Raw genomic sequence first — 19,303 nt, 5'->3', positions numbered from 1 at the left:
CCCGAGTCGCCAATGAACGCGCCCACCGATCTTTCGATGAAAACAGATGAAGTTCTGCGGGTTGAATTGGAGGTGTTTCGCCGTCAGCACCGCGATCTGGATGAGGCGATCGAGGCGTTGCAGGCCACGGGCACTTCGGATCAGCTGACCATCAAACGGTTGAAAAAGCAGAAACTGCGGCTGAAAGACATCATCCGGTTGATCGAGGATCGCCTGACCCCTGACATCATCGCCTGACGCATTGCCACGCAGGCGGATTTGGCTATAGTGCGCGCTCTTTCGGAAGGCAGGGACGCAAGCGGATGAGCGATGTGAAAGTGGGGATCATCATGGGCAGCCAATCGGATTGGCCCACGATGAAAGAAGCCGCGACTATCTTGGATGAGTTGGACATCGCATATGAAAAGCGCATCGTCTCGGCACACCGCACACCCGATCGATTGTGGAACTACGGCAAGACCGCCGCGTCACGCGGGTTGAACGTGATCATCGCCGGGGCCGGAGGGGCCGCCCATCTGCCGGGTATGATGGCTTCAAAAACCCGCGTGCCAGTGATCGGCGTTCCGGTGCAAACGCGGGCCTTGTCCGGCGTCGACTCGCTGTATTCTATCGTCCAGATGCCCAAAGGGTTCCCCGTGGCCACCATGGCAATCGGCTCGGCTGGCGGTGCAAATGCAGGTCTGATGGCTGCTGGCATTCTGGCTTTGCAGGACGAAGCCCTGGCCGCGCGGCTGGAGGCATGGCGTGAGGCGCTGTCAGCCTCCATCCCTGAGGAGCCTGTTGATGAGTGACGCTCTGAAACCCGGCGCGAAGATCGGAATTTTGGGCGGCGGCCAATTGGGCCGGATGCTGTCGGTTGCCGCGTCCCGCTTGGGGTTTGTGACCCATATTTACGAACCGGGTGCCAATCCGCCCGCGGGCCAAGTGGCTGATCGGGTAACAACTGCGTCTTATGACGATGCCGAGGCGTTGCTTGCATTTGCCAAGTCCGTTGATGTCATCACCTACGAGTTCGAAAACATCCCGACCGAGGCGCTGGACCTTCTGGAAACTCATCGGCCAATACGTCCGGGGCGCGAAGCTTTGCGGGTCAGCCAGGACCGGCTGACCGAGAAGAACTTTCTGCAAGGGCTCGGACTGAACACCGCGCCTTTTGCCGACGTAACGGATCTGGCCAGCCTGAACGCGGCGATTGAACAGATCGGCGTACCCGCGATCCTGAAAACCCGCCGGTTTGGCTATGATGGCAAAGGGCAGGCCCGCCTGCATGCGCCTGAGGAGGCCGCAACAGCGCTGGCCGATATGGCTGGCGCACCTGCAATCCTTGAGGGGTTTGTGGACTTCAGCCACGAGGTCTCGATCATCGCGGCCCGAGGACTGGATGGTCAGGTCGCCTGCTTTGACCCGGGCGAGAACGTCCACCGCGACGGTATCCTGCACACGACAACGGTCCCTGCCCGCCTGCGCCCTGCGCAGCGGACGGATGCCGTTTTGCTAGCTGCCAACATCCTGAATGCACTGGACTATGTCGGTGTGATGGGGGTCGAGCTGTTCGTCACACCTGCTGGTCTGATCGTGAACGAAATCGCGCCACGCGTACATAACTCGGGTCACTGGACACAGAATGGCTGTGCCGTGGATCAGTTTGAACAACATATTCGCGCGGTGGTCGGTTGGCCTCTGGGTGACGGGCAACGCCACTCGGATGTGGTGATGGAGAACCTGATCGGCGACGACATGGACCGCGTGCCGGAACTGGCACAGGAGCGGGATGTTGCGCTGCACCTCTATGGCAAAGCCGAGGTCAAACCGGGTCGCAAGATGGGCCACTTCAATCGCATTGCACGTTAGTTTTTCGACTGTGCCCGCTCAGTTCACAAAGCGCGCAGCGATATCGCCGGACATATAGCTGAGGCGACCGCCAGCCATAGTCGCGGCGACGCGATGCGTTTTCGCCTCCAGAATCACGATGTCAGCCCGTTGGCCCGGTACCAGCACCCCACGATCCGTCAGGTTCAGCACCCGCGCGGGTCCCGACGAGACCAGTGCCCAAGCCGCAGCGAGGTCCAGCAATCCGCTCTTCGCCAACATCAAGGCGGCACGCCGCGGGCTGGGATAGTGATAGTCCGAGGCCAGCGCATCGCACAGCCCCATCGCAATCAGGTCCACTGCACTGGCGTTGCCCTTGTGCGACCCCCCTCGCACAACGTTTGGAGAGCCCAGTATTATGTGATCCCCGGCCGCCCGTGCGGCGTCAGCTGCAGCAAGCGTTTCAGGGAATTCAGCGATCGATACGCCGCGATCCCGCCACCACGCGCGCGTTTCGCCTGTCGCATCATCATGGCTGCCCAACCTGACGCCGCGTTGGGACAACTCGGCGCACAAGGCCTCAACAGCAGCCGGTACCTCATCCCGGCGCGCGTGCATCGACAACAGCATATCAAAATGTGCGTCAGGATTTCGTCCCGCTTTCAAGGCCTGTCCGGTCAAACGCGGGGGTTTGCGGCCTTCGGCCAGGCGATCATGCGGCAGATGGTCATTGAACACGACATAAGGTACCTGCCACTCGGAAATTTTGTCGGCCAGAGTTTCATAGTCGTCCAGCATGTGGGTTTCGAACCGCAACTGCGGGATCAAATCCGTAACGGTACTTTCTTTGACTGCCGAAATCGCCTCAAAGACCTGGGCTGCAAACTCCGGGCTTCGCACCCCGCCCTCCCAACTATGAAACTGGGCCAGAACGCCTGTCGTGATCCCGTTTGCGCCAAGCTCTGCCTCGACCGAAAGGATACCTTCGTTCATCTGCTTCATGGCCCCCCGGCGCGGAGCAATATGGCGTTCAAAACCGTCACCATGCAGGTCGATGATACCTGGCAAAACAAGATACCCCGATAGATCCACACGCCGTCCAGCCGGGTCCTGTTGCACCAGACCCTCGGCGATGGACAAGTCTGCACGCGACAGCCCAGCTTCCGGTCGCAGAACTTCTGCGCCGGCCAAAGTCAGTTCAAATGCGGTCATTCCGTGCGCTCCGAGTCGGGTTCCGAACAGTCCTGCCCGATGCATATCTCGTCAATTGCGTTCATCACCCCGTCAAGCCAAGTGATTTGCGGGTCGAACTGGCCGAATTCGATAAAGTGAAGCGCTTGCGCCATCACACGCGGGTTGTTCATCATGAAAGTATGTGTCACGGGTAAAACGATATGGTCCGCCATACCTTCGACCCGTGTTGTTCGGATCGACACTTTGCCATCATCCGGCCCGTCGATCATCGACGAGAAAACCGGGTTCAAAGAGTTCTCACCCGCGATCACGCCCAGTTCGAATTCCACCGGAGGCAATTGACGCGGAATGCCCTCGGGACCGGTACCCAACTGCAGGCCAGCCGGGCCGTTCAGATAGCCGAACACCTCCCAAGCGCTCATTTCATCTACCAACTGGCTGCCTTGATTGGGCGGGCCCAGCATCACAACGCGACCCAGGTTCTGCGGGTGGTTGTCCTGCAGCCAATAGCGCAGGAGGATGCCGCCCATGGAATGCGCCACGACGTTTGCGGTGTCATCGCCACAAGCCGCGAAGGCGTCGGGCAGAGTTTGCTCGGCCAGTTCCGGAATACCCAAATCGGTCGAGGGATATCCGGGGCGAATGACCTTATAGTCGTGGGTATAGAACAGTTGCTCCATCACCGAAAAAGACGCCTCGGTCCGTGCCAGACCATGCAGAAGGATCACGCATTTTGCGCTGGCCGCTGCGGGCAGAAGAAGCAATAGGAAGGCACATAGAAATCTCATACCCGCCAGATAAAGGCTAATGTGAAAAGTGAAAAGGTCCGACCTTATCCCCGGCGCTGGACCGCCAAGGCGATGCCGCCCAAAACCAGCACTGTCCCGATCATCAAACGCGTGCTTGCGACTTCGTTCAACAGAATGATACCGGCCACAATGGCGATGATGGGAACGCTTAGCTGTATGACGGCCGCAACAGAAGGCACAAGCTGCGGCAACACGCGGTACCACAGGGCATAACCCAGGCCCGACGTCACGCCACCTGAGAGAGCCGCCAGGAAATAGCCAAGGCCGGTCATATGCCAAGGTCCACCCACCATCACCACGGCGAACCCGGTGACTGGCAGCGCGACCAGGAAATTGGCAGCCGTTCCTTCTAGTGCATCCGGCTCGGACCGCCCGGCCAAAGAATAGACCGCCCAACCGATCCCTGCCGCGACCATCAATGCGCCGCCCAACCCGTCGACTTGTACATTCCCTGCGGGCCATAGCACAAAAGTCAATCCGCCCAGCGCCACAGCGGCGCCACCCAACTGGCGACGCGTCGGGGCAGCACCGGTCATCGAGCCATAGGCAAACATGGTAACCTGGACCACACCGAAAAGAATCAAAGCGCCCAACCCGGCGTCGAGTGTCAGATACGCCAGTGAAAATCCAATCATGTAGATCGAGAGCGACCCCGCCCCGATGATCCGGCGACCATTCAAAAGCGGCAAATGCCCGCCGCGAAACAGGACCAAAGCTGACAGAAGCACAGCGCCACATAAAACACGTATGACAGCAAAACTGATCGGATCGCTGGCACCACTCTCAATCGCCAACCGGTTCAGAATCGAGTTTGCCGCAAAAGCGCACATGGTCAGGCAGGTGAGAAGGAACAGTCTCATATCAATCGCATAGCTGTTTCGCGGCGGCTTGGACACTCACATTCTTGCGCTGGAGCTGAAACAAAGACGGGGCCGCCCAAAGGCGACCCCGTTCCCAGACACTGTGCCCCTTTTCGGCAGCTTGGCCACATGGCCAAACGCCTGTCGGGGCCGCCAGAATTCGCAAAGGCGAATTCGACGTTTTACATCATGCCGCCCATGCCGCCCATGTCGGGCATGCCACCGCCAGGTGCCGCGCCTTCTTTGGCGGGCTTGTCAGCAACCATCGCTTCGGTGGTGACCAACAGGCCAGCAACCGATGCCGCATCTTCCAGAGCGGTACGGACAACCTTGGCCGGGTCAATCACGCCGAACGAGAACATGTCGCCATATTCTTCGGTCTGCGCATTGAAGCCGAATGCTGCGTCAGAGGATTCACGGACTTTGCCAGCAACAACCGCACCGTCAACACCTGCGTTCTCGGCGATCTGGCGCAGCGGCGATTCGATGGCTTTGCGAACGATGTTGATGCCGGCGTTCTGGTCAGGGTTTGCACCTTCCAGTGTTTCCAGCGCTTTACCGGCCTGAACCAGCGCAACACCACCGCCCACAACAACGCCTTCCTGCACAGCAGCGCGAGTCGCGTTCAGAGCATCGTCGACACGGTCCTTACGCTCTTTCACTTCAACTTCGGTCATGCCGCCGACGCGGATAACAGCAACACCGCCGGCCAGTTTGGCAACGCGCTCTTGCAGCTTCTCACGGTCGTAATCGCTGGTGGTTTCTTCGATCTGAGTGCGGATCTGAGCAACACGTGCTTCGATCTCGGCTTTCTCGCCTGCACCGTCAACGATGGTGGTTTCGTCTTTGGTGATCTCGATTTTCTTGGCAGTACCCAGCATGTCCATGGTCACGGACTCGAGCTTCATGCCCAGATCTTCGCTGATGACCTGACCGCCGGTCAGGATTGCGATGTCCTGCAGCATGGCTTTGCGGCGATCGCCGAAGCCCGGTGCTTTGACGGCAGCAATTTTCAGGCCGCCGCGCAGTTTGTTGACAACCAGAGTCGCCAGCGCTTCGCCTTCAACGTCTTCGGCAATGATCAGCAGCGGCTTCTGCGACTGGATCACCTGCTCCAGCAGCGGAACCATCGGCTGAAGCGAAGACAGTTTCTTTTCGTGCAGCAGGATCATGCAGTCATCAAGCTCTGCAATCATCTTGTCTGCGTTGGTGACGAAGTAAGGCGAAAGGTAGCCACGGTCGAACTGCATACCTTCGACAACATCGGTCTCGGTTTCCAGACCTTTGTTTTCTTCGACGGTGATAACGCCTTCGTTGCCAACTTTCTGCATCGCATCCGCGATCTGCTGGCCGATTTCGACTTCGCCGTTGGCCGAGATGGTGCCAACCTGTGCAACCTCTGCCGAGTCCTTGACTTCGCGCGATGCAGCTTTGATGCCCTCTACAACCTTGGCGGTCGCCAGGTCGATGCCGCGCTTCAGGTCCATCGGGTTCAAGCCCGCTGCAACCTGCTTCAGGCCTTCTTTGACGATGGATTGGGCCAGAACGGTCGCGGTGGTGGTGCCGTCACCGGCTTCGTCATTGGTGCGGCTGGCGACTTCTTTCACCATCTGCGCGCCCATGTTCTCGAACTTGTCTTCCAGTTCGATTTCCTTGGCAACCGAAACACCGTCTTTGGTGATGCGCGGTGCGCCGAAGGATTTGTCCAGAACCACGTTGCGGCCTTTGGGGCCCAGGGTCACTTTAACAGCATCAGCCAGAACATTAACGCCTGCCAGCATGCGGTTACGGGCATCGGTGTCGAACTTGACGTCCTTTGCAGCCATGTCGTTTCTCCTTGAGAAATTTGTTGGAAATGAAGATCAGAGAAAGCGCGCGCTTACTCGATGATCCCCATGATGTCGCTTTCTTTCATCATCAGCAGCTCTTCGCCGTTGACCTGAACCTCGGTGCCCGACCATTTGCCGAACAGGATCTTGTCGCCAGCTTTAACAGCCATTGCGATAAGTTCGCCGCTGTCCTTGCGTGCGCCTTCGCCGGTTGCAACAACCTCGCCTTCGCTGGGCTTTTCTTTTGCGCTATCGGGAATGATCAGACCACCAGCGGTTTTCTCGTCGCTTTCGGTACGGCGAACCAGCACGCGGTCATGAAGCGGTTTCAATGCCATCTTTGCAGCTCCTTGGGCTCAAAGTTTGTTTATCCTCCCCTCGTCGACTGACGAGGCGTTAGCACTCATACTTGCCGAGTGATAACGGCGTATAGCTAGGAGGTCCGAAACTCCGAGTCAACAAGCCGTGAAGGTTTTTTTGGCAGGCCCGTTTATTGAGCGTCTTCCCAGCTATAGGCCCAGTGCTTCAGGCCGTCTTTCCCGGCCTCGGCCAGGCCATAGACCCCCTTTTCCACCTTGTCGAACCAACCATAGTGATTATCCCGCATCAGACTGGTGGCATTGGCAACGCCGGTTGCCTTTGCCACCCCCGACCCTTTGGTGGGTCCGTTTTCGGCCAGATGCGCCGCGCATTTCAGCGCGTCCTGCCGATAGGCGGTGACGATCCCATGGCGCGTTGCGCCACCCGCATTCGGGTCGCCCTCCAGCCGGTCGAACGCGCGCAGCAGACGCTCGGCCTTGGCTTTGTTCTTGCGTGGGGCATAGGGGCCGGGATCGCACTGCACCTCGACCGCCCCATCCGACCGGACTGTTATCAACCCAAGGCCCAATCGGCGGCACATCGCCTTGTTGTCATTCAGTGTGCGCCTTGCCGAACGGCCCCGGGGCTTGGAAACGCCGATATAGACCTGATCCGTGACCTTCAGCCGCGTGATCGCCTGATGAAACAGCGCCAATGAAAACCGCAACTTCAGCTCGACGATTACCGGCTCTTCGCCTTCACGAACCGCCACGACGTCGGCGGCGCCGACTTCGCCTTTGACGGTATAGCCCTGACGCTCTAGCAGCGCTTTGATAGGGGGATAGAGATCCTGCTCGCGGTTCATGACTCTATGCTATGCAAATTACTGTGGAATGCCAGACACAGATCCGACCAACGTCGATCAGTGTCGGTTGAAAGCAAGCCTTGGCCCCGGCAAGGTCACCGCGCATATGGGGATTGAACCTAACGGGTTAGTATGATGCGCTTTTTGATCTTTCTGGGAATTTTATTGTTGCCCGCCATGGCCCATGCGGCCTGCGAAGGGCGTGATCTGCGCACCGACCTGACCCCCGATGCGCAGGCAGAGCTGGCGCTGGCATTGGAGGGCTTCCAATATCCCGAGGGCAATCACTGGATCGCTACCAAGGGCGATACCGTCCTGCATCTGATTGGAACGCTGCACACGAACGACCCGCGCATGGATGCTGTTGCCCAGCGGCTGGAACCGACCCTCAGTCAGGCGGACGCGTTCTATTTCGAAGTCACCAAGGACGAGATGTCCGCCTTTGAGAAGAAACTCGTCAAAGATCTCAGCCCGGTTCTGATCACCTCGGGGCCCACCCTGATCGAGATGATGTCCGAAGAGGACTGGGCCGCGCTGTCCGATAGCCTGGCCGAGCGCGGCATTCCCGGCTGGATGGCGGCAAAGATGCGCCCCTGGTTTCTAAGCATCATGCTGGGTATCCCGCCATGCATGACCCAAGACCCCGAGGCCGATTATGGGATGGATGCGCGCCTGACCGATATGGCCGAAGCCCATGGCATCCCCCAACATTCGCTGGAGCAGATCGACGAGCTGATGGCCATGTTCGATCATCATCCGATCGAAAAGCAGGTACAGTCGCTGGTCCGCATGGCCGGCGCCTTTGAAAGCGGCGAGGATCAGCTGGCCACAATGGTAAACGCCTACCTGGAAGAAAAGCATGGCGAGATCATCCAATTTGCCCGACTTCAGGGGCTGGAAACCTCGGGCCTGTCGCAAGAGATCTTTGACGAGGAATGGGAGGGGTTCGAACAGCAACTTCTGGTCGAGCGTAACAACAACTGGATGCGGCACATCCTGGACATTCAGGACCAAACGGCGGTGATTGCTGTGGGGGCCGGTCATCTGGGCGATGAACATGGTCTGCTGAGCTTGCTGGATCAGGCTGGATACACTCTGGAACGCGCCGCGTTTTAGGCCGGGTCATCCCCATCGTCGCAGTCTATGCGCTGGCGGGTGACAACCGTGCCCGACCGCCCTATAAGGCGCCCAAATCTACCTTCCTCAGGACGCTGACATGACAACCCTCGTATTTGGACATAAATCCCCCGACACCGACTCCACCGGTTCGCCGATCCTGTGGTCGTGGTACCTGAACGAAATCAAAGGTGAACAGGCCGAGCCCGTTTTGCTGGGTGAGCCCAACACCGAAGCAGCCTTTATGCTGCAGCGCTGGGACCTGCCCAAGCCGCGCATCATCGCAGATGTTGAGGCCGACGCTCCGGTTGTCATCGTCGACACGAACAACCCCGCCGAGCTGCCCGCCAGCATCAACAGCGCTGATATCCGCACCATTATCGACCACCACAAGCTGGTCGGCGGTCTGGAAACCAAAGGCCCGATCGACATCACCGTGCGCCCTCTGGCCTGCACCGCGACCATCATGGTCGACATGATCGGCGACGATGCCGCCAAAATGCCCGACGCCATCAAAGGCGCGGCGCTGACCTGCATCCTGTCGGACACGCTGGAGTTCCGCTCGCCCACCACAACCGCCCATGACCGCGCTGTGGCTGAAAAACTGGCCGCCGAACTGGGTCTGGACGTCTCGGCCTATGCCGCAGAGATGTTCGCGGCGAAATCGGATGTGTCGTCCTTTTCGGACGCCGAACTGATCCGCATGGACAGCAAGGAATACGAGGTCGACGGCACCAAATTTCGCGTCTCGGTTCTGGAAACCACAGCGCCGGGCGTCGTACTGGATCGTAAAGACAGCCTGGCCGCATCGATGGCTGCCGTGGCCAACGAGGACAGCGTCGATCAGGTCCTGCTGTTCGTCGTAGACATCCTGAACGAAGAAGCCACTCTGCTGGTGCCCAACGATCTGGTCAAATCCGTCGCCGAGAAAAGCTTTGGCGCGTCGGTCGACGGCGACGCTGTGGTCCTGCCCGGGATCATGAGCCGCAAAAAGCAGATCATTCCGAATTTGAAGGTCTGACCGGAAAGACCCAAATCCCAAAGGCCCCCCGACCGGGTGTCTTTTTGTGCGAGGCTCTGCCTCGCGCTCCGGGATATTTAGAGCCAGATGAAGAATGGATCCCCTGCTTCATCCGGCCGGAAATATCCCGGGGAAAGCGCCCGAAGGGCGACGGGGGCAGAGCCCCCTCTGGCAAAACCCGTTGCGCTCTGCCATAGCCTAGGCAACACCCGACCCATCGCCGAAAGAGATCAAATGACCCAGATTATCTCCTCGCTGACCGAGATTTCAGATCGGTACAAGGCGCTCTTTGTTGATCTTTGGGGCTGTGTTCACAACGGCATCACTGCCTTTCCCGAAGCCGTGGCCGCATTGAAAGCCTACCGCGCAAATGGTGGCGTTGTCGTGCTGGTTACGAACTCACCCAAACCACGCGCTGGCGTCGCTGTGCAGTTGTCTCAGTTCAACGTTCCCGAAGATGCCTATGACACCATCGCAACAAGCGGAGATTCGGCGCGCTCGGCCATGTTCCGCGGTACCGTAGGGCACAAGGTATATTTCATGGGGGAATGGGAGCGCGATGCGGGATTCTTTGAACCCTTGAAACTATTGGATCATCCGATCCACATCGAGCGTGTCCCTCTGGACGAGGCCGAAGGCATCGTCTGCTGCGGCCCGTTTGACACGATGGCGGACCCTGACGTGAACCGGCCCGACTTTCTGTATGCAAAGCAAAAAGGTCTGAAGCTGCTGTGTGCCAACCCTGACATTGTTGTCGACCGGGGTGAAGTGCGCGAGTGGTGTGCCGGCGCGCTGGCAAAACTCTACACAGAAATGGGCGGGGAAAGCCTGTACTTTGGCAAACCCCACCCGCCGATCTACGATCTGGCGCGCCGTCGCCTTCAAGAGACAGGGACAGATGTCTCAGACAATGACATTCTTGCCATAGGCGACGGCCCTCACACTGACATTCTGGGCGGTATGGGCGAGGGAATCGATACGCTGTTTATCTCAGGTGGGTTAGCGGCCGCAGAAACAAAAACTGAGCACCATCCACATCATGAATCCCTAACCGATTATATTTCAAGGGAAAAAATAAATCCTACCTATACAATCGGTCGCCTGCGGTAAGCAGAAAAGACTTGATTTTCTGCGCTTGCAAAGTAATAAAGTTGCTCAAGGGCGACTTGTGATGGTCTTTTGTTGCCCTTCCAAATCTGAGTGAGGGCGACATGTTGGACAATCTTCCGCGCGGGACGATCTGCATCGAAGACATCGAGATGGGCATGACCCGACACCTGCGCAAAGTGGTGACGGATGAAGATATCGAGATGTTTGCGCAGGTTTCGACCGACCGCAATCCGGTGCATCTGGACGACGACTACGCCCGCGACACGATTTTCGAAGGCCGCATCGCCCACGGAATGCTGACGGCAGGGTTGATCTCGGCGGTGATTGGTGAGCAGCTGCCTGGCCACGGCACTGTCTACATGGGCCAATCCCTGAAATTCCTGGCCCCTGTACGTCCGGGCGATATGGTCTATGCCGAAGTCAAGGTCACCGACATTGATTTTGCAAAACGGCGGGTCAAGTTGGACTGCCATTGCGCGGTCGATGGCAAGAAAGTTCTGATCGGTGAGGCGATGGTGCTTGCGCCTTCACGCAAGTTCGACTGATAGATCCTAGCGGCAAAGCAATGTTCGTCACCCGGGTCGCCCGCGCGCTGGGATACCGGCGTTTGACCTGTGTCATTGGCGAGATCCAGCGGTTCCTATAGTTCATAGCGCACTGACAACTCACTGGCGTGGTGATCGGTGATGCCTGCAACCAACAAATCAGATCTGCTTGCAATAAGCCGTAAAGAGTATTCAAAACTGAAGTTTCTGGCGGCGTCCATTCTTGAACAGCAGGCCCAGGCAAAAGACGAGCAAGACACATCGATCAAGGACGTGATTGCGCATCGGGCGCATTGGATTGATCTATTTTTGGGATGGTACGTTGACGGACAAGCCGGGGGGCCGGTGTATTTTCCAGCCAAAGGATACAAGTGGAACGAATTGCCCCGGTACAATTCTGATCTCAGGAAAAAACAAGCGCCACTTGGCTGGAATGAGGCGGTCGACCTTCTGGACGGCAGGTACATCAAATTGATCGACTTTATCCAGGCACACTCTGACGTCGAACTGTACGGGGCTCCGATGAAGGGCGCGAAAAACAACTGGACGCCGGGACGATGGGCCGAAGCTGCGGGTCCGAGCCATTTCAGATCAGCCAGCAAGTACATCAGGGCGCGACTTAAATCGATGTAGCAGGTTCACGCAACCCAGATGCGGGTCGATCCCATCCCAGGCAATTCTGACGCATGGATTTGTCCTCATCCTTCACACGATGCGCTTGAAAATACTGGGAATGAACAGTACCCACGCCCTATGCAGATCATCCGGGATTTCCAATTTATCGAGCCAGAAGATCGCGGTGCCAGCGTCGCGATCGGGAATTTTGACGGCGTTCATGTCGGGCATCGGTCGGTAATCGAACTGGCCCGCAACGCGGCCCCAGATGCGCCCTTGGGCGTGCTGACATTCGAACCCCACCCCCGTGAATACTTTGCTCCGGATGCGCCACCCTTTCGGCTGATGCGCGGCGGCGCGCGCGCTCACAGGTTGGAAAAACTGGGCGTGCAAAAACTGTACGAACTGCCGTTCAATGCCGCGTTGGCCGGGCTGTCACCTCAAGAGTTTGCCCACAATGTGATTTGCGACGGCTTGGGCCTGTCCCACGTTGTTGTGGGTGCCGATTTCTGTTTTGGCAAAGGGCGAGTAGGCACGGCAGAGGATATGGTTCGGTTTGGCGAACAGATGGGGTTTGGTGTCACCATCGCACCGCTGACGGAGCGGTCCGAAAATGTGGTGTCCTCGACCGCAATTCGCATCGCGCTCAGTGACGGTCGACCACGAGATGCGGCGGCGATGCTGGGCCATTGGCATCGGATGGAAGGCGAGGTGATCGGCGGCGAGCAGCGCGGGCGTGAAATGGGCTTTCCCACTGCGAACATGTCGATCGAAGGACTGCATCCCCCGAAATTCGGCGTTTATGCTGTGTTGGTCGATGTTCTGGACGGACCCCATAAAGGCAGCTACCACGGCGCAGCGTCGATCGGGGTGCGTCCGATGTTTAATGGTGAGGTCCCCAATATCGAAACCTTCCTGTTCGATTTCTCTGGTGATCTATATGGTGCGACCCTTTCGGTCGGGTTGGTTGAATTCCTTCGACCCGAGATGAAATTCGACGGGCTGGACGGCCTGATCACGCAGATGGACGCCGATTGCGACGAGGCGCGCGGCATTCTGGCGGCCCTATGACCAAAGACCCCATAGATCGCTCGGCCCTCCCCCCCCGGTATTGGGAGCGCAAGCCCTTGCGCAAAATGAACCAGCGCGAATGGGAAGCCCTGTGTGACGGCTGCGGCAAATGTTGCCTGAACAAATTGGAAGATGAGGATACAGGCGAGGTCGCGCTGACCTGTGTCGCCTGCCGCCTGTTGGACGATGAAAGCTGCCGCTGCACCCAATATGACATTCGGCATCAGTTCGTACCAGAATGTATCGTGATGACCCCCGGCAATATCGACGATCACGCCTATTGGTTACCTCAGACCTGCGCCTATCGTCTGCTGTGGGAAGGCAAACCCCTTTACGACTGGCACCCTTTGATATCTGGTACGCCCGACAGTGTGCATGCTGCCGGGGTTTCGGTTCAGGGTCGCACGGTGTCCGAGTTCGAAACGCCCATGGAAGAGTGGGAAGACCATGTTATTGAGGAACCAACCTGATGTATTTCGCCTCTGACAACTCCGGGCCGGTTCATCCGCAGGTTCTGGCCAAACTGGCGCAAGCCAATGAGGGCTATCAGATGGCCTATGGGGCCGACACGCTGATGAATGAGGTGCGCGATCGCATCCGCAGTATCTTCGAGGCACCTGGGGCGGCGGTCTATCTGGTTTCAACGGGCACGGCAGCAAACTCTCTGGCCCTGGCGACGCTGTCGCAACCGTGGGAGACGGTGTTCTGTTCACCGGTCGCGCATATCCATGAGGATGAGTGCAACGCGCCAGAGTTTTACAGCGGCGCCAAACTGACGCTTGTGCCCGGTAGTGACAAGATGACACCCGAAGCGCTGCGCGGTTCGATTCTGGCCGAGGAAACGCGCGGTGTACACGGGCCGCAACGGGGTCCGGTTTCAATCACGCAGGTGACGGAACGTGGATCGGTCTATTCTCTGGACGAACTGCAGGCGCTTTGCTCGGTTGCAAAAACCTACGACCTGCCTGTGCATCTGGATGGGGCGCGGTTCACCAACGCCCTGGTTGCGCTGAACTGTTCACCCGCCGAGATGACCTGGAAAGCAGGTGTGGATGCCGTCAGCTTCGGCGGCACCAAGAATGGGTTGATGGGGGTCGAGGCCGTCGTCTTCTTCGATGAAAGCAAGGCTTGGGAATTCGAACTGCGCCGCAAGCGTGGGGCGCATCTGTTTTCCAAACACCGATACTTGTCGGCCCAGATGGCCGCGTATCTTGAGGATGATCTGTGGCTGAAATTGGCGCGACAGGCCAACGACAATTGCGCCCGCCTTGCCGACGGGTTGCGTGCCAAGGGCGCATCCTTTCTGCACGAACCTCAAGCCAATATGATCTTTGCGTCTTTCCCACGCTCCAGGCATCGCGAACTGCAAAAGGCTGGTGCTGTCTATCACCTGTGGGGAGCCGAGTTGGACGGGACAGATGACTCCGAAGATCTGGCGTGCCGTTTGGTATGCGACTGGTCGATCTCCGCCGATCAGATCGATCAGTTTCTGGCACTGCTCTGATCGCTGCAGGAGCGGGCGTTTGGTCGCCAGCACCCGCACCAACCACAAGCGAACTGCACTCTGCTAGCCTTTCAGATCAGACAGGTGCCGATCCAGATCATCCAGCCTGTCCTGTCCCCAGAAACGCTGATCATCCGGCGTGATGTAGAACGGCGCGCCAAACACGCCCCGGTCCACTGCTTCCTCAAGATTGGCAGCATAGGTTTCGGCCCCGACCAGCAGGCCGCTATCAGCCAGATTTGGGTCGAACCCGGCCTCTGTCAGGCACGCGCGGATCACGTCATCCTGCGCCACATCCTTTTCCTCGGCCCAGCAGGCGCGCAGGAAGGAATGGCAGAGCTGACCAACATCCCCCGCGCCGTCCTTGATCGCTGCAATCACCGCGTATGAGGACGGTGCCATGTTTGTCGGCCAATGCGCCGGTTGCAGGTTGAATTCCATGCCCAGGTTGCGGGACTGGCGGAGCAACTCTTGCGCGCGGTATTCGATGCGGGAAATATGTCGATCTTTCGGCGGCGTCCCCCCAGTACGCGCAAACAGGGCCAGGATGTCCAGAGGCTTGTAGTTGATGGTTGCGCCATGTTTCGCCGCGATCGCTTCCAGCCGGGTTCCGGCCAGATAGCTGTAGGGCGAAATTGTCGCAAAAAAGTAGTCAATCTGGGTCATCTACACTTTCTCCGCTGCGTTATCTTTGCGGAACGGTAAGGCCATGCTAAGCGGTGTCAACATCACGAATCTGTCACAATCTGCCAACGCTGCCCGGGGACCTCAGCCGATGCCGACACTCACCGAACCCAAGCTTATCGCTGGGAACGCCAATCTTCCGCTTGCGCAATCCATTGCACGCCGCATGAGCCTGTATCGCGGCGTCGATCAGGGTCTGGTCGATGCGCGGGTCGAGCGGTTCAATGACGGCGAGATTTTCGTCGAAGTGTTTGAAAACGTCCGGGGCGAGGACATGTTTATCGTCCAGCCGACTTCGAATCCGGCCAATGACAACCTGATGGAGCTGCTGATCATCGCCGATGCGCTGCGCCGGTCTTCGGCCCAGCGGATCACCGCCGTGATCCCCTATTTCGGCTATGCCCGTCAGGACCGCCGCACCAAGGCCCGCACGCCGATCAGTGCCAAACTGGTTGCGAACATGCTGACCGGCGCCGGGATCGAGCGTATCCTGACCATGGATCTGCACGCAGCACAGATTCAGGGGTTCTTCGACATGCCCGTCGACAACCTCTACGCCTCGCCAATCTTTGCGCTGGATGTGAAACACCAATTCAAGGACAGCCTCGATGAGATCATGGTCGTGTCACCCGACGTGGGCGGCGTAGCGCGTGCGCGCGAGTTGGCCAAGCGGATCAACGCCCCGCTGTCGATCGTGGACAAGCGCCGCGAAAAGGCTGGCGAAGTCGCCGAGATGACCGTGATCGGCGATGTCAAAGACAAGATCTGCCTGATCGTGGACGACATGTGCGACACTGCCGGCACCCTCTGCAAAGCGGCGCAGGTGTTGCTGGATAACGGTGCGAAAGAGGTTCATTCCTACATCACCCACGGCGTCATGAGCGGGCCTGCGGTCGAGCGTGTGACCAACTCGGTCATGAAATCCCTGGTGCTGACTGATACAATTCAGCCGACCAAAGAGATCGCCAAGGCCAAGAACATTCGCATCGTACCGACGGCTCCGATCTTCACGCAGGCGATCCTCAATATCTGGAACGGCACCAGCGTGTCGTCGTTGTTCGAAGACAAAACCCTGACGCCCATCTACGAGTCAATGTATCACATGGACTGATGTCGCGGTTGTGCACCCTCACTTCACCCCGCCCCTATTGCATCTTTGACAGGACACCCGAGTCATGACCGCACCCAAGCGTATCGTGCTTTCCAGCGACCATGCCGCCATTGATCTGCGACAGGCCGTCGCCAACCACATCTCGGAAAAGGGATGGGAGGTTGTCGATCTGGGCCCAACCACCCCGGAGAGCACGCATTACCCGGTGCACGGCAAAGCCGCTGCGCAGGCCGTGGCCTCGGGCGAGTGCCAGTTGGGCATTGTCCTGTGCGGCACTGGGCAAGGCATCATGATGGCAGCAAACAAGGTTCCGGGTATTCGCTGTGGCGTCTGCTCGGACACATTCTCGGCCCGGATGATCCGCCAGCACAACGACGCCAACATGCTGTCTATTGGCGCGCGCGTGGTCGGCGAAGGCACGGCGCTGGACATTGTTGACGCGTTTCTGGGGGCGGAGTTCGAAGGGGGTCGCCACGCAACGCGTGTAGACATGATTGAGCCCCGGGACGGCTAGTGCCGCCGCCACACTCGACTATGAGATGTTCCAGTCATCCGCGTGCGAAACTTCGCCAATAGCGGTCCAAGCCACGCGGATACGGGCAATGCGCGTGTCAGACCACGTGCGGAACACGGCTGTAAACCCGTCGGGCGTGACGTCCTGTGCCTTCACCTCAGCCCTAAGTGCCGAAGAAGTGTCCACGTCCCACAGTGAAATTCCGACCTGAACCACGGGAATGCTCCGAAAGGGTTCACTGAACCGGATCACGGTGCGGCGTTCGCGGGGGCCTTCGCCGGTCCACATATCGCCATCATTTGCGAATTCGGAAAACAGCACCTCTTCGCCCTGATCGATACCGATGGGATGGGATAGGAATTTCTTCATTCTGTCATCATTGTTGTTCAATTCCGGCAACTTATTCCGACAGTTCGGCAAAAGCACGACAAAAAAACGGCCCCGCTGGTGCGAGGCCGTTCAATGGCTTTGTTTGAGGAGCCGGTTACAGGCTCATATGCGTCCCAAGCGCTTCCATGTCGGCCAAAAGCTTGGCGGCATCGTCAACGATAGACTGATCCTCGCCTTCCTTTGCGGCCTCATGCGACGCGCGTGCCTCGGAGATCATTTCATCCAGGTGCGAGCGGGTAACTTCCGCCACGGGAATCGCCTTTTCTGCCAGAACCGACAGGCTGTCGCCGTTGATCTGGGCAAACCCGCCGGTGACCAGGTATTCGCTGGACCCTTGGGGTGCCTCAACCTTCAGCAGACCGGGGCGCAGCGTGGTGATGGTAGGGGCATGATCGGGCATCGCCGTCATATCCCCGTCCGCGCCGGGAATCTGGACCGCGGTGGCCTCAAGCGAAGCAAGGCTCCGCTCGGGGCTGACGAGGTCGAATTGCATCGTGTTTGCCATCAGGTGTGCTCCTTAGGCGGCTTCTGCGGCCATCTTCTCCGCTTTTGCGATCACGTCGTCGATGCCGCCAACCATCAGGAAGGCCGCTTCGGGCAGGTGATCGTATTCGCCAGCCACAACGGCCTTGAACGACGAGATGGTAACATCCAGGGCAACCTGAACGCCAGGCGACCCGGTGAAGACTTCGGCCACGTCGAACGGCTGCGACAGGAAGCGTTCGATCTTACGGGCACGGGCCACGGTCAGCTTGTCCTCTTCCGACAGTTCGTCCATGCCGAGGATGGCGATGATGTCCTGCAGCGACTTGTAACGCTGAAGGATCTGCTGAACGTCGGTCGCAACCTTATAGTGCTCTTCACCAACGATGGCCGGATCGAGCAGACGCGAGGTCGAGTCGAGCGGGTCAACGGCCGGGTAGATACCCTTTTCCGAGATCGCACGGTTCAGAACGGTGGTCGCGTCGAGGTGCGCAAACGAGGTCGCAGGCGCAGGGTCGGTAAGGTCATCCGCAGGCACGTAGATCGCCTGAACCGAGGTGATCGAGCCCGACTTGGTCGAGGTGATGCGTTCCTGCAGGGCGCCCATGTCGGTGGCCAGTGTTGGCTGGTAGCCCACCGCCGAAGGAATACGACCCAGCAGAGCCGAAACCTCGGAACCCGCCTGCGTAAAGCGGAAGATGTTGTCGACGAAGAACAGAACGTCGGTCCCGGACTGGTCACGGAACTGCTCGGCCAGGGTCAGACCGGTCAGAGCAACACGCGCACGCGCTCCGGGAGGTTCGTTCATCTGACCGTAAACCAGAGCAACCTGCGATTCTGACAGATTGTCGGGCTTGATCACGTTCGATTCGATCATCTCGTGGTACAGGTCGTTCCCTTCACGGGTCCGTTCACCAACACCCGCAAACACCGAAAAGCCCGAGTGCACTTTTGCGATGTTGTTGATCAGTTCCATGATCAGAACGGTTTTACCAACGCCGGCGCCGCCGAACAGGCCAATTTTACCGCCTTTGGCGTAGGGGGCCAACAGGTCAACAACCTTGATGCCGGTCACCAGAACTTCGGATTCGGTCGACTGTTCCGCGAAGGTCGGTGCGGGCTGGTGGATCGCGCGGGATTCGGTTGCTTCAACCGGACCCTTTTCGTCGATGGGCTCACCCACAACATTCAGGATGCGGCCCAGAGTGGCGTTCCCGACGGGAACCGAGATCGGTGCGCCCATGTCAGTGACTTCCGCACCGCGGACCAGACCTTCGGTCGCGTCCATCGCGATGGTGCGGACCGTGTTTTCACCCAAGTGCTGAGCAACTTCCAGTACCAGGCGCTTGCCGTTGTTTTCGGTTTCCAGCGCGTTCAGAATTTCAGGCAGTGCGTCATCGAAATGCACGTCGACGACGGCCCCGATGATCTGTGTGACTTTGCCTTTTGCATTCGCCATGTTTCGTCTCCGGT

At 58.6% G+C, this 19,303-nt stretch carries 23 protein-coding genes; 13 read left to right on the top strand and 10 right to left on the bottom strand.

Translation table 11 applies throughout. The annotated features are described in order from the left end of the window. Positions 1-12 precede the first annotated feature (12 nt). From ACR0L4_RS09720 to ACR0L4_RS09710, 3 genes are all read left to right on the top strand, one after another. Positions 13-237 (top strand): YdcH family protein, encoded by a 225-nt coding sequence (locus ACR0L4_RS09720; RefSeq protein WP_037308505.1) that lies wholly within the window; start codon positions 13-15, stop codon positions 235-237. Between the two features lie 65 nt (positions 238-302). After that, complete coding sequence (gene purE / locus ACR0L4_RS09715) at positions 303-791, top strand: 5-(carboxyamino)imidazole ribonucleotide mutase (protein WP_480512534.1); 489 nt, start codon at positions 303-305, stop codon at positions 789-791. Then, positions 784-1,851, top strand: coding sequence for a 5-(carboxyamino)imidazole ribonucleotide synthase (locus tag ACR0L4_RS09710; protein WP_480512532.1), 1,068 nt, complete (start codon positions 784-786; stop codon positions 1,849-1,851). Before purE ends, ACR0L4_RS09710 begins: the two co-directional genes overlap by 8 nt. Before the next feature lie 18 nt (positions 1,852-1,869). Here ACR0L4_RS09710 and ACR0L4_RS09705 read toward each other — a convergent pair whose 3' ends face one another. The 6 genes from ACR0L4_RS09705 to ACR0L4_RS09680 all read right to left on the bottom strand — a co-directional run bounded on the left by ACR0L4_RS09705 (position 1,870) and on the right by ACR0L4_RS09680 (position 7,666). Next, a complete protein-coding gene (locus ACR0L4_RS09705; protein ID WP_480512530.1) occupies positions 1,870-3,021 on the bottom strand; it encodes an alpha-D-ribose 1-methylphosphonate 5-triphosphate diphosphatase in 1,152 nt (383 codons plus the stop codon). Beyond that, positions 3,018-3,791: an alpha/beta fold hydrolase gene (locus ACR0L4_RS09700; RefSeq protein WP_480512528.1), complete on the bottom strand. Its 774-nt coding sequence runs from the start codon at positions 3,789-3,791 to the stop codon at positions 3,018-3,020. The genes ACR0L4_RS09705 and ACR0L4_RS09700 overlap by 4 nt, the downstream gene beginning before the upstream one ends. A gap of 44 nt (positions 3,792-3,835) precedes the next feature. Beyond that, the gene (locus ACR0L4_RS09695) at positions 3,836-4,672 is read right to left on the bottom strand and encodes a DMT family transporter (protein WP_480512526.1); all 837 of its coding nucleotides are present in this window, start codon (positions 4,670-4,672) and stop codon (positions 3,836-3,838) included. A gap of 182 nt (positions 4,673-4,854) precedes the next feature. Next, complete coding sequence (gene groL / locus ACR0L4_RS09690) at positions 4,855-6,498, bottom strand: chaperonin GroEL (RefSeq protein WP_480512524.1); 1,644 nt, start codon at positions 6,496-6,498, stop codon at positions 4,855-4,857. Between the two features lie 53 nt (positions 6,499-6,551). Further along, entirely contained in the window at positions 6,552-6,839 is a 288-nt protein-coding gene (locus ACR0L4_RS09685) for a co-chaperone GroES (RefSeq protein ID WP_120632017.1), read from the bottom strand. 152 nt (positions 6,840-6,991) lie between these two features. Next, positions 6,992-7,666, bottom strand: coding sequence for a DUF2161 domain-containing phosphodiesterase (locus ACR0L4_RS09680; RefSeq protein WP_480512522.1), 675 nt, complete (start codon positions 7,664-7,666; stop codon positions 6,992-6,994). A gap of 135 nt (positions 7,667-7,801) precedes the next feature. Between ACR0L4_RS09680 and ACR0L4_RS09675 the strand changes: the two genes are divergently transcribed. From ACR0L4_RS09675 to ACR0L4_RS09640, 8 genes are all read left to right on the top strand, one after another. After that, complete coding sequence (locus ACR0L4_RS09675; RefSeq protein ID WP_480512520.1) at positions 7,802-8,782, top strand: TraB/GumN family protein; 981 nt, start codon at positions 7,802-7,804, stop codon at positions 8,780-8,782. 100 nt (positions 8,783-8,882) lie between these two features. Further along, positions 8,883-9,803 carry a manganese-dependent inorganic pyrophosphatase gene (locus ACR0L4_RS09670; protein WP_480512518.1) on the top strand — a complete coding sequence of 307 codons (921 nt, stop codon included), beginning with the start codon at positions 8,883-8,885 and terminating at the stop codon, positions 9,801-9,803. A gap of 234 nt (positions 9,804-10,037) precedes the next feature. Then, positions 10,038-10,913: a TIGR01459 family HAD-type hydrolase gene (locus ACR0L4_RS09665; protein WP_480512516.1), complete on the top strand. Its 876-nt coding sequence runs from the start codon at positions 10,038-10,040 to the stop codon at positions 10,911-10,913. A 101-nt stretch (positions 10,914-11,014) separates the two neighbouring features. Further along, positions 11,015-11,458: a MaoC family dehydratase gene (locus tag ACR0L4_RS09660; RefSeq protein ID WP_170750361.1), complete on the top strand. Its 444-nt coding sequence runs from the start codon at positions 11,015-11,017 to the stop codon at positions 11,456-11,458. Positions 11,459-11,599: 141 nt separating this feature from the next. Next, complete coding sequence (locus ACR0L4_RS09655) at positions 11,600-12,091, top strand: ClbS/DfsB family four-helix bundle protein (RefSeq protein ID WP_480512514.1); 492 nt, start codon at positions 11,600-11,602, stop codon at positions 12,089-12,091. A gap of 120 nt (positions 12,092-12,211) precedes the next feature. Then, positions 12,212-13,144, top strand: a complete 933-nt coding sequence (locus ACR0L4_RS09650; RefSeq protein WP_480512512.1) for a bifunctional riboflavin kinase/FAD synthetase — start codon at positions 12,212-12,214, stop codon at positions 13,142-13,144. Continuing rightward, positions 13,141-13,614 (top strand): YcgN family cysteine cluster protein, encoded by a 474-nt coding sequence (locus tag ACR0L4_RS09645; RefSeq protein WP_480512510.1) that lies wholly within the window; start codon positions 13,141-13,143, stop codon positions 13,612-13,614. Before ACR0L4_RS09650 ends, ACR0L4_RS09645 begins: the two co-directional genes overlap by 4 nt. Next, positions 13,614-14,648 carry a threonine aldolase family protein gene (locus ACR0L4_RS09640; protein ID WP_480512508.1) on the top strand — a complete coding sequence of 345 codons (1,035 nt, stop codon included), beginning with the start codon at positions 13,614-13,616 and terminating at the stop codon, positions 14,646-14,648. The genes ACR0L4_RS09645 and ACR0L4_RS09640 overlap by 1 nt, the downstream gene beginning before the upstream one ends. Positions 14,649-14,711: 63 nt before the next feature. Here ACR0L4_RS09640 and ACR0L4_RS09635 read toward each other — a convergent pair whose 3' ends face one another. Next, complete coding sequence (locus ACR0L4_RS09635; protein ID WP_480512506.1) at positions 14,712-15,314, bottom strand: DsbA family protein; 603 nt, start codon at positions 15,312-15,314, stop codon at positions 14,712-14,714. Between the two features lie 109 nt (positions 15,315-15,423). On the opposite strand from ACR0L4_RS09635, the gene ACR0L4_RS09630 reads away from it, so the two are divergent. Together ACR0L4_RS09630 and rpiB are read left to right on the top strand one after the other, a co-directional pair. Next, entirely contained in the window at positions 15,424-16,443 is a 1,020-nt protein-coding gene (locus ACR0L4_RS09630; RefSeq protein ID WP_170750355.1) for a ribose-phosphate pyrophosphokinase, read from the top strand. 64 nt (positions 16,444-16,507) lie between these two features. After that, positions 16,508-16,957 (top strand): ribose 5-phosphate isomerase B, encoded by a 450-nt coding sequence (gene rpiB, locus ACR0L4_RS09625; protein WP_480512504.1) that lies wholly within the window; start codon positions 16,508-16,510, stop codon positions 16,955-16,957. Between the two features lie 18 nt (positions 16,958-16,975). On the opposite strand, the gene ACR0L4_RS09620 is transcribed toward rpiB, so the two are convergent. The 3 genes from ACR0L4_RS09620 to atpD all read right to left on the bottom strand — a co-directional run bounded on the left by ACR0L4_RS09620 (position 16,976) and on the right by atpD (position 19,289). Continuing rightward, entirely contained in the window at positions 16,976-17,326 is a 351-nt protein-coding gene (locus ACR0L4_RS09620) for an H-type lectin domain-containing protein (protein ID WP_480512502.1), read from the bottom strand. A gap of 115 nt (positions 17,327-17,441) precedes the next feature. Next, entirely contained in the window at positions 17,442-17,852 is a 411-nt protein-coding gene (locus tag ACR0L4_RS09615; protein ID WP_170750352.1) for a F0F1 ATP synthase subunit epsilon, read from the bottom strand. A gap of 12 nt (positions 17,853-17,864) precedes the next feature. After that, positions 17,865-19,289 carry a F0F1 ATP synthase subunit beta gene (atpD, locus tag ACR0L4_RS09610; RefSeq protein WP_170750351.1) on the bottom strand — a complete coding sequence of 475 codons (1,425 nt, stop codon included), beginning with the start codon at positions 19,287-19,289 and terminating at the stop codon, positions 17,865-17,867. Positions 19,290-19,303 lie beyond the last annotated feature (14 nt).

The organism is Ruegeria sp. AB5, assembly GCF_056542645.1.
Note: the sequence above shows the minus strand (reverse complement) of the source record. Positions and strands in the feature narration are given on the sequence as shown.